Below are 11489 nucleotides of genomic sequence, written 5' to 3'. Positions count from 1 at the left end.
GTCATGAGTTTATTCAAGTCTTCTTTCAAATGGGCTGCGTTGATCATCGGAGGACCCATTGTCCTGGCCTTGGTAGCGCTCATGTTACTGGTGCCGCTGCGCTATGCTTGGGTCGAATGGAAGGGCCCAACCGTCGATGCCCGCCACATGCAGGCAAAACTGGACTATCTGTCGGCGCTGGAACCGGTTTCAAAGGATCAGCCAAATATCGTCTTGATCATGTTTGATGATCTGGGCTGGGGTGACTTGTCCTCTTACGGCAATGCCCTGATTAACACGCCACGAATGGATGCGCTGGCCGAAGAAGGGTTGCGAATGACCGATTTCTACTCGGCCTCGCCGGTGTGCTCACCTTCGCGCGCTGCTTTGCTGACGGGGCGAATGCCGCCGCGCACGCGGACGGACAAACATGTTTTTTTCCCCAGCAGTCATCCGATTGGCGCCATGCGTCGCATTATGGGGCTGGCCAATGAACTCCCGAAAGAAGAGATCACTTTGGCCGAAGTTCTAAAAGAGACTGGCTACGTCACTCAGATGGTCGGAAAATGGCACTTGGGCAACAAAGAGGGCTATCGCCCAAACGACTTCGGTTTCGACGACTGGTACGGTGTCTTGCACAGCAATGACATGTACCCATTTGACCTGTTCAAAAACGATCAAGTCTTGATTCAAGATCAGCGAAAGGGCGGTTGGTTTGCCGCTGAAACGGATGAGCAAAACCCATTGCCCGGAAACGGGATTGATCAGCGCCAGTTAACACGGAAGTACACTGAAGAAGCCGTATCCTTCATTCAAAATGCAGAAGATAAGCCGTTTTTCTTGTATCTCGCGCACAGCTTGCCGCACGTCCCGCTTTATGCGGACCCGGAGTTTGCCGGAACTTCCGAAGCTGGCGTTTATGGCGATGCGGTTGAAGATCTTGATCGCAGTACAGGTTCGATCCTGGATGCGATTGACCGTGCCGGTATTTCCGAAAACACAATCGTTATTGTTACCAGCGACAACGGCGCCGATTACAATGGCAGCTCAGGCCACCTGCGCGGGCGCAAGCAACAGACCTTGGAAGGCGGTCAGCGAGTGCCAATGATACTGAGATGGCCCGGCAGGGTCGAGGCCGGAACGGTCAGCAGCGCAATGGCAATGAACACTGATCTGTTCCCGACGCTGCTGTCGCTTCTGAATATCCCACAACCGCAAGATCGAAACATTGATGGGACCGATATTTCGGGCGTTTTTCTGAATGGTACAGAGTCGCCACATGATGTTCTTTATTATTTCCCGACCATTGGGACAGAACCGGTCGCAATTCGCAATGATACCTTCAAGCTTAGCATCAACCCCAAAGATCGGGGGCGCAGACGTCCACACTTGAGTCGATTGGATCTGGATAATGAGGCTCACGATCTTTCCGCCAAACATGTTGAGGTGCTGGATGAGCTGATCACGGTGTTGACGTCCAAAGCGGATGAAGTGGTCCAAAACCCACGCGGCTGGAAATAAAGCCCAAGTTCAAATCTCAGATAAGAAAAAGCAAAATACATGACGCAGACCGATCGAGTTTCCGCACCGGTTTTGAGCTCCTTTGCCTTGGCCTTAGGTGGTCAGAACATCCTCTTTGTGATCCAGCTCAATTTCCTGTTGATGGCCTTCACGGACATCCTGGGACTGATGCCGGCGGCCGTTGCTACGCTGCTATTGGTGGCACGTATCTTTGATGCAGTGAACGACCCGATAATGGGGTATGTGGCTGAACGGACGCGAACCCGGTTGGGAAAGTTCCGCCCCTGGTTGCTTGGCGCTCCTCTGCCACTTGGTGTTCTGACGGTTGCCATGTTCATGAACCCGCAGTTGGGGTCTGAAGGGAATCTTGTCTACGCCTATGCGGTCTATATTGCCTGGACGGTTTTCTACACGATGACCGACATTCCGATATGGTCACTGACTGCAACGATGACACGCAACGATAAGGAACGCGCTCGTGTTGTTGCGGTTGGACGTGTTGTCGCCATGTTGGCGCTTGCCGCGGCGGGCGTCTTGGTGCCGGTCGTCGCGCAAGCCTACGCGCCCGACGACAAGTCCGCCGGGTATCTGTTTGCGGTTTTCGTATTTGCCTGCATCGCCGTTCCGTTGCTGTTGTTGGCCGGAATTGGCGTGCGAGAAAAGGTGGTACCAACCACAAAGAAATACTCGTTAGGTGACCAACTTGGTCTTTTACGTCAGAATCGGCCCCTACAGTTGTTGATCCTCAGTTCGGTTCTGGGCTGCCTGTCTTTTGTGCCAACCATCGCCAGCCCATATTATGCTGAGTATACGCTGGGCGACGCCGGTTTGCTGGCACCCATTATGGGGACGATGTTGCTGGGGACCGTCTTAGGTATTTGGCCCACGGTTTTCTGTGCAGCGCGGATTGGAAAAGTCGAGACAATTTTGATCTCTACCGTAATCCGAGGATTTGTGGGTTTGGCCTATTTCTGGATCGGATTTGACAGTTTGCCGATCGTGTTGTTGCTGACATTTGTCGGAGGGTTTCTTGTTGCACCAATTGCCGTACTGATACCTGTGCTTATCGGCGACACGGTTGATTATGTGGTCACTCAAACCGGCATCCGTTCCGAAGGAATTGCTTTTGCTGCGTTCACCTTCTCGAACAAAGCCAGCACCGGGCTCGCGGCGTGGGCTGCTGGCATGATACTGGCGGCAACAGGATACGTCGCCAACCAAGCCCAGAATGCGGACGCTGTTGCCGGGATATTTTGGTTGGTTTCGCTTATGCCCGCTTTTGGTGCGTTTCTTTCGATCCCACCACTGCTGTTTCTCAGACCATATATCAAGGATACCTTGTACGGGCGGAAGTAATCTCACGTAAGAGCACTACAAGACGAAACGGCTCTAAAATCCGTTTAGTTTCCGGCAACTGTATCTCTCAGGAGGTTTAAGGATCGATACCTTAGGGGTATTTCGGATCGTGCTGGCGATACGGCTACAACAACGCCAGGCCGCACTCTTCGCGCGGCAACCAAGCGCCGGCAGAAGCACGTTGGGCGCCTGAACAATTTGAGGGCTCGGCGCCTGGCGCTCTTTCTCAACCTGACGATGAAGACCTTGAAAACCAGACCCTTAGTCTCTCTTTTTGAATGAGTGATCCTTGTTGGACAGGCCGCAAAAGTTTGCGACACATCCCTTGGGCAAACCCTGCCAAAGTGCTAACGTATTCGCATTAAGTAGTGTGTTGTTTTGATTTGGGACAGAGTTATGGCCAAAGACACGATAGACCAAGGGCAGCGGTTTGCTGATTCAGTGACACCTGCGCAATTGGCTTCCGCTTTAGTTGAAACGCCCGATCTTTTTCGACTGGTAATCGATACCGAAGGGTTGGCCGCCGTCAATTTGCCAGATGGATTTGTCACCGACCGTTATGCCATCGTTGATGGAGACTTGTTCCTAATTGGGACAGATGGGCAAGTTGTTGCGCTGCTATCTGGAGCTGAGAATAATTATATTCTTCAGTTTGATGGCGTTCCGATCGCAGCGACAACGCTGACGAATGCCATTGAGGCATTGGGCGAATGGGATCAATTGGGCGATATTCCGCGGCTGACTGTGGCCCAGATGATGGGATTGGGTGCTGCCCGGCCCGGAACCGGCGAGCAAGAGCCGGTGGATGTGGGCGACCCGCTTACTGGTTTGGAATTTAACCCATTGCTGCCGCCAACCGACTATCCATCCGACAATGAAACAAACAGAAGGTTCTTTGGCGATGATCTGGGGGGCGAAGACGATGATGGCGTACCCGAACCCGGTGAAAACGATATTGAACTGACGGGGCAACCAATCGCATTTGAAACCGACGCGCCTGTCAGTTTCCGTCCTGCATCATTTATAGAGTTCAACCTTGAGCAAGCCGATATTGGTGAAGCTGTCAGCCTGGTCACTTTGCAGATCACAGAACTGCCGTTGGGGACACGTACCAACATTGGACAGATCGTTGATGCTGGTGGTGTTGCGACGCTGAACTTCTCGGGCAGCGAGGCGGATTTTAACGCTTTGGTCCTGACCTTTCCGACCGATTTTTCGACTGAGAGTCGAAATGATGCACCCACTGGCCCTTTGCAGGCTTCAATTGCGATCGAAACGACGTTCTTAGGTATGTCGCAGCTGGAATTCCCAATCACTGTCTTTGCTGAAGGGGACGCCATAATCGATGATACAGGGCCGGATACCGTCGTTGATGAATCCGACGCACCGACCAGGTTCAAGCCCTCTGAATTGCTTGCTCCGAAAGTTACGGACATTGATGGCTCTGAAGACTACGAGTCGCTGACTTTGACCATCAAGGGGCTTCCAGCCGGATCGACGGTTGCAAGCCTTGGGCTGGTCGTGCCCGCTGGCGCGGAAGCTGTGGTAAGGCCAACGCTCAACGGTTCAACGACTCTTACCATCACTATGACGGCGGATCAGGTTTCGGATATTCAAGCCGCATATGACGGGCTGGAACTGACTCTACCTACCGACTTTTCAACCGAAAGCCGCACGGATCTTAGAACGGCTGACGAATTGCCGCTGACGCTGACTCTGGACATTCAGACAGACGAAGACGTTTCAGCCGCAACAGATACGCCGGTTGATGGGACGGTGACAGCCACCCGGATCGTAGATATCGGCGCAGAAGGTGATTTGGAGCTGTTCGGCTCTGGCACAATCACGATAGACGAAAACGATCCGCCGGGTGTCTTGGACGAAGACAACACAACTACGGCCCCGCTGGATGTGCGTCCTGCCGATGCCGTGACAGGGCAGCCGACCGATCTTGATGGATCTGAAACCATCGCAAGGGTCGATGTTGTCATTAACGGGCTGCCTGCAAACACTGCTTATTCGACAGATGGCGGCGTGACCTTCCAACCCGCACCAGCAGGCACAGTTCTTACATTGGACAGCCTGACTTTCGCGCAATATCAAGATCTTATCATCCGATTTCCCGACGACTTTTCGACGACAACACCGCTGACAGGTAGTGCCACCTTCACCACGAACGAGGCAATTTTAGCGGGTGAAACGGATACTGGGCCTGATGATGGTGTGGAAACCGGTACGTTTACGATCACCATAAATTCGGAGCAGGATGTCGAGATATCCGTAAACGACATCACAGTGATCGAGGATCTGGACGAGGACATTCCGTTGAACGTGAATGTCGACGTTACCGATATCGACGGATCGGAATCAATAACGTCTATCATCTTGGATTTTGCCAACCTTCCAGTCGGTGACACCACTCTAAGCGATGGTACTGTTTTAAACCCCGCAGGAACGACGCAATGGACGGGTGATCTGGCGACGTTGCAATCGCTGGCTGTGACCAGTCTGCCGACACATTACTCGGGCGTGATTACGATCACTGTCACCGTTGACACCGACGAGGGCGATCCGACGGTCGCCGTCGATAGCTTTGATCTGAATGTCACGCCGGTAGCCGAACCGACGATAATACTGTCCGTTGATGACAGCGTCGCAAATGTCGATGAACGCGGGCCCGACAACTATCTGGTTGATGAAGACACGTCCTTTTTGTTGCTGATCGAGGCCGAAACGCCGGACCGGGACGGTTCGGAAGCTCTGACGCAGATCGTTGTCGAAAATGTGCCGGTTGGTTGGGTGGCGAATACGGGCGGTGCCGTTGACCCCGCGCTATTCGAACAAGGCGCGGCACAAGTCGACTCGGCATCGATTTCAGGAACGACGTTGACGATCACTTTGATTGCTGACGTGACCGAATTCGATGGGGCTATCAGGATGACCCCTCTGCCCAATGACGATCGCGATGTCGCAACAATCGTTGGGGATGACTTGGTCGCCACTGTGACTTCTTTGGATCAGGCACCGCCTTTGCCGCCGGATACACAAACGGCATCTGACAGCGTGGATGTCGACGTAGACGCGATCGTGGATGACCTGAATGTAAATGCCGAGGATATCAGCAAGAATGAAAACGTTAACGGCAGGCGCGCAATCGAAATTGATATTTCGGGTGTAGCTTTAACCGACAATGACGGCTCCGAGACGATCTCTTCACTTGCTCTGACAATTACAGTCGCAACCGCAAGTGACATTTTTGATCCTTCGGACACAAACCAACTAGAGCTGCGCGTTTCCGATCCGGCGCTGGCGGGTTTCGTGACAATCACCCAGACCGGGTCGACAGCGGACAGTGTGTCATACTCATTTACCCCGGCAGGCGGCGCGACGCAGGCAGAATATACTTCGGCACTGGAATCGTTGGAAACCGTCGTCCCGCAACACTTTAGCGGTGTTCTGACGCTTAATGGTGAATTGTCCTGGAATGAAACGACCACCGGAGATGTCGAAGATGATCTTACGGACAACTTCAACACCGGCACGTTTGATTTAACACAAACCGTCAATCCGCGCGCAGAAGCGGATTTGACCGCTTCGGTCTTTGTCCTGACCGCGGCTGAAGTTGCCGACGGCAGCCCGACCTCTGTGTCAGCCAGTGTCGAAGATGGCTCGGTCAGCGGGGCTGACATCCTAACCTTGCTGGAAAGCACGGACGACGGTTCCGGGCCCGGTCAGGTCAGCCTGTTTGTCGGGCTTGATGCGGAAACTCCGGATACGGATGGGTCGGAAGAGTTAAGAACACTGGTCATGTCCAATATCCCGACCGACTGGATCGCCGACTTCCTGACGAATACGACCGTAGACCCAGCCGTGTTTTTCTCGGCCGACGGCACGTCACCTTTGGACGCCGCAGAACAGGCCAAAATCGGCACCGTAACCTATGATCCGGCAACCGGCGAGTTGAAGATTACGTTTACGCCAGATGTGACCAGCTTTGAAGGTTCTATTCGGCTTACCCCGTCCCTTTACGAAGACTATGACGTGGACCGAGACAATGGTGATCCTTTCAGTTCTGTTGGCGACTTTTTTGGCGATGATCTGAAGATTACCCTGACTACGCAAGACGACAACACAGACACCATGGATGAACAGGTGTCAGATGCGACCTTTGATGTAGACGTCGACCCGGTCAACAACATCGCTGTTATCCTTGAATTGCCCGAAGGCAACGAAGGTGAGATCGACGCCGCTGGCGGTGTCTGGCAAATCCCGTTCGAACCGATCATTCAGGATCAGGACGGCAGTGAACAAGTTACTGCAGTGGTCCTGCGTAATGTGCCTGCTAACGTCACAATTTTTGTACCTGACCCCGACAATCCGGGTGGTCCCAAGATTTTGGCTTTGCTGACAGAAGTAGATACGCCTCCGGGTTTCAACACCTGGAGCCTTGAGAACGGCGGCTGGACGGGCGCAGAGGTGCGCGGCGTCCCACTGCATTTTGCTGGACCCGCAAGCGCAACCGTAGAAGTTGTAACAACCGAATCTGACGGTGGCGGGACGCGGGTAACGCAGCTTTCGGACCAGCTATATGTTGATCCGGTTATTGACGGCGGCGACCCCAGCGAGAGCTACACGACAGCCGAAGATACGGCTGTGTTCTTTCCGATTGATGGAAATCTGATCGATAACCCAACGAATTCACCTGAATCGCCCGAAGCGATCCTCGATATCGTCATAGTCAGCAACATCGTTCCTGATTCTGGGGGTCGTGTTCCCAGGTTTTTTGATGGCCCTCCGGGTGAACCCGGTTCAATGGAGTTGATTCCGATTTTCACAGGCGGGTCTGGCCAGCTTGAATTAGAAGTTGGAGTGGCTTCGAATTTGTGGGTCATTCCAGGGCAAGACAGTAACGAAGACTTCGTTTTTGACGTTTCTCTAATTTACTTCGAAAGACTCGATCCGCTCCAAGTCCTTGAGGCAAATGGAACCGCCACGCTTACTGTAACCGGCGTGGCGGATGATCCGATCATTACCACACAGGACGAAACGGCATATTCAGGCACCATCGCTAATGAATTCAATCCCGGTGGCACAACGGATACCCGCCCCAATTCTGAACTGATCTACGGATATGCCGGATTCTCCAATGCTCCGTTCTTTCTGGACAGTCGCCTGCTGGACAGCGTTATCCAAAATGGCGTGACGAGCGACCAGCAGGATGAAACCTTTATCGCCGACGTGACCCCGCTGACCGGCGTAATGACTGAGATACTTGTGCCCGAAGGTGATCCGGCTGCGGATTTTGATGGTTCAGAAACGATTTACTACCTGATCACAGGCGTGGACCCGGTCACCAGTTTTGCAAACGCGACCCCAGTGGATACAACTGGCGAAAGCTATCTGGTTACCGAAAGCCAATTGGCAAATCTTCAATTCGTTCCGACCCCTGTTGCCGAAGCAACGTATTACAACCTGACCTTTACCGCCATTGTCGTGGAAGACGATGAAGACCTGTCCAGTCTGGCCGGCCTACCCATCGAAGAGATCGTTCAACAGATCGATAACCTGCCCGGAGGGGCGGCGGTATCGGAAGAGATCAGCATCGTAGTGGTGCCCGAGCCCGGGATTGACCCTGATCCCTGTGAGACAGAACAAGAATTGCCATTGCCGATATTGGAATTGGTCGGCAGCGGGGATGAAGACACCGAGATTGCGTTCAAGATCAAAATCACGCCGGATCCTCCATATTATGACAGTATTGATGACCTTGTGAATTTGCCAAACAATGTAACTGGCAGTTTTGGGCTCGCTATTGACTTGCCCGAAGGTGCGATGCTCAGCAGTGACCCGCCCGGAGCCGTTATCTTCGACCCGGTTACCGGGCAATATGCCATAGACCTGAGTGTGCTGGGTGTCGATCCTTCCGACCCTACCCAGACAGCAGGTTCGCTTCTGTTTACCCCACCCGAGCATGAATCCAGCCCAGATCCCTTCCTGCCCGAAGAAACTTTCGGGCCTGATGACCCTTATGACGGGCTGAACGAACTCGACTATTCGATGATTCTGATCAATGCGACCTGTAACACAACGACAGACGGGACCTCGTCCTTCGCAATCACGATCAACCCGGTTGTCGACGGCCCCGATATTGTGGTGCTTGCAGAAAATTCAGTTCTTGAGGATACGCCTTTTACGCCCAATATCGAAATTCGCGGCATTGACCCCGGCGAGAAGCCCTTTGGCGACATTATCATCGAAATAGATAGTACGAATGGTGGTGCTTTGCTGGATGGGGATGGAAACGCGATCCCCGGAACATCGCTACCCGGCGGGAAGACCAGATATGCGGTTACCGTTGACCAATTGCCCTCCTTGCAGATTACAGCAAATGAACATTACAGCGGCCCCTTGGAATATTCTGTGACCGCCGCATCCGAAGACCTGGACGGGTCTAGGTTGGCAAACACGATCACACAGACTCTGGAGATCATTCCTGTTGCTGACGAACCGTTTTTCAACTTCGATCAGACGCCAATTGATCCCGATACCGGACAACCCTTTGTTGATCTCAGCGGGGCTACGCCAGTAATCACGATCATCGAAGACGTTCCATTCACGCTGGGAAGCGTTTTGGACGCGGATTCCCCCGATCAGGATGGGTCGGAAGAGGTGACATTGGTTTTGTCCGGCGTACCGGATTATTTGCTCGTCACGGGGCCCTCCAGCGGTTTTATCAACAACGGAGACGGGACGTTCACGATATCAGACGATGCGTTCGAACAGGTTCAGTTCGTGCTGCGCGATGAACACGCCAGGACACCAGACGGGTTGGATTCGTCGATACCGGATGAAATTCCACTGACTCTGACCGTGAACACCCTCGAAATCGCGAATTCCGACAGTAATAGCGGGTCGGTTGATTTTATTGTCCGCGTCAGGCCTGACGCGGATCTGCCAACGGTAACCGCCACGGTAACACCCGATACCGGGGTCGAGGATGATGCGACTGTCTATGTTCTGGATATTTCCGGTACGACGCCAGACCCGCACGAGACCCTGGAGTTCCAAATCACCGTGCCGCCGGGTGGAAAAATCCTGTTAGACGGGGTCGAGCAGCCAGTTGTCGGCGGTGTCGTGACAATTCCGGGTTTCCCCGTTGGCACGAGCCCAAGTGGTGCAACCAACTTTATCCCAATTTCAGAGGTGACCTTTGATCCGCTGCTGGACTTTGCCGGTGATGTCACACTTGAGGTGGTGGCCGTAACTACCGATACGGCGCTGGATGGTAGTTTCTCGGATTCCGAAAGTTCAGCTCCTGTTGATCTTGAGTTGACGATTACACCATCGCTCGATCTGGATCTTACGGTTGATCCTGACCCGGATTCTTCCGCGCAAACCGGAACTTCGATTGCGGTGGAACTTGGCATCGACGCTATCGTCACGGATACTCTTGGCATAGAAACGTTGGATGAGGTCGTCGTTTCGTTCAACGACCCGCTGCCCGCTGGGGCAACCGTTTCGGATGGTGTTCTGTCACCCGATAGGCAAACCCTGACACTGACTCGGGGCGCGTTGACATCTGCAGAGTTCACGGCCCTGGTGGCTGCAGTGACCGTTCTGTTACCGGGTGATTTTGCTGGCGCGGTTGAGGGCTCAGTCGTGGCAACGACGAACCACGGCACGTCTTCGCCGGTTGCTTTCAGCTTTGATGTGAATGACGTCCCGGGCGTTTCTGGTCCTGTCGACATCACCTCCACGGACCCGGTGTTTTTCATCACTAACGCTGAGTTGCTGGCAAACGCCAGTGATATGGATGCGTTGAGCATAGCCAATGTCACATCGGACGATCCGGCCAACGTGACTGTTGATGTGCAGGCAGGTGGTGTGCAGATAACTGTGCCAAATGCGTATGTGGGAACGCCCATATTGACCTATGACGTCGTAGATAGCGCGACGCCCCCTGCCAGCACTCCGGCAACCGCCAATCTGGATATCGACACACTTCAGATGGAGGTCACGGGAACCACGATCACGAACCCTGCGGGCGCACCGCGCGATCTGCTGGATGACGTGACCGGGGCCGTTGGAGGTAACGACATAGCCAAAGGCACGTCGGGTAATGACGGTGTGGTTCTGTCCGGCACCTCACCCTATGCCGAGATCGAAGGCTTCAGCTTGTTGGGGGGCGACGATTTCATTGATCTCTCGGCCTCTGGTGACGGCTATAGTGTTGATCTGGGTGCTGATGATGATTGGGCCATTGGCGGTTCTGGGAACGATGTTTTGATCGGTGGGTCCGGGTCCGATATTCTGAACGGCGGTGAAGGATCCGACAGTTTGGAGGGCGGCGCAGGATCGGACATCTTTGTGATGACCGACCTGACCATGTCCGATGTGATCACTGATTATGACGGACCAGCCGGAGGGGACCAAATTGACCTGACGGCCTTAGTCAACGTAGACCCCACCAATCTTGGATCAGAAGTCACCTACGACAATTCAAACGGAGAGCTTGATGTGCGCGGATCACTGGTTGCGACGGTCAATACAGCCGGAGGCGGCTTTTCAGCCGAGGTCGAGGTGATCTTCAACGACGCTGATGGTGCCCAGCAAACAGCAGTGATCTGACCCTG

The 11489-nt window shown here is 53.7% G+C and carries 3 protein-coding genes; all 3 read left to right on the top strand.

Going from position 1 to position 11489, the window contains the following annotated elements; all coding sequences use genetic code 11:
• Positions 1-3 precede the first annotated feature (3 nt).
• Positions 4-1500 (top strand): sulfatase, encoded by a 1497-nt coding sequence (locus RUESEDTHA_RS04125; RefSeq protein WP_180884669.1) that lies wholly within the window; start codon positions 4-6, stop codon positions 1498-1500.
• 39 nt (positions 1501-1539) lie between these two features.
• Complete coding sequence (locus RUESEDTHA_RS04120) at positions 1540-2856, top strand: MFS transporter (RefSeq protein WP_180884667.1); 1317 nt, start codon at positions 1540-1542, stop codon at positions 2854-2856.
• 396 nt (positions 2857-3252) lie between these two features.
• A complete protein-coding gene (locus RUESEDTHA_RS04115; RefSeq protein ID WP_180884665.1) occupies positions 3253-11484 on the top strand; it encodes a cadherin-like domain-containing protein in 8232 nt (2743 codons plus the stop codon).
• Positions 11485-11489 lie beyond the last annotated feature (5 nt).

Origin of the sequence: Ruegeria sp. THAF57, from assembly GCF_903914075.1 — a bacterium.
Taxonomy (GTDB): domain Bacteria; phylum Pseudomonadota; class Alphaproteobacteria; order Rhodobacterales; family Rhodobacteraceae; genus Ruegeria.
Note: the sequence above shows the minus strand (reverse complement) of the source record. Positions and strands in the feature narration are given on the sequence as shown.

Bases quoted from the DNA above. Each gene is read 5' to 3' on its own strand.
- RUESEDTHA_RS04125 (WP_180884669.1), top strand. From the start codon at position 4: ATGAGTTTATTCAAGTCTTCTTTCAAATGGGCTGCGTTGATCATCGGA.
- RUESEDTHA_RS04120 (WP_180884667.1), top strand. From the start codon at position 1,540: ATGACGCAGACCGATCGAGTTTCCGCACCGGTTTTGAGCTCCTTTGCC.
- RUESEDTHA_RS04115 (WP_180884665.1), top strand. From the start codon at position 3,253: ATGGCCAAAGACACGATAGACCAAGGGCAGCGGTTTGCTGATTCAGTG.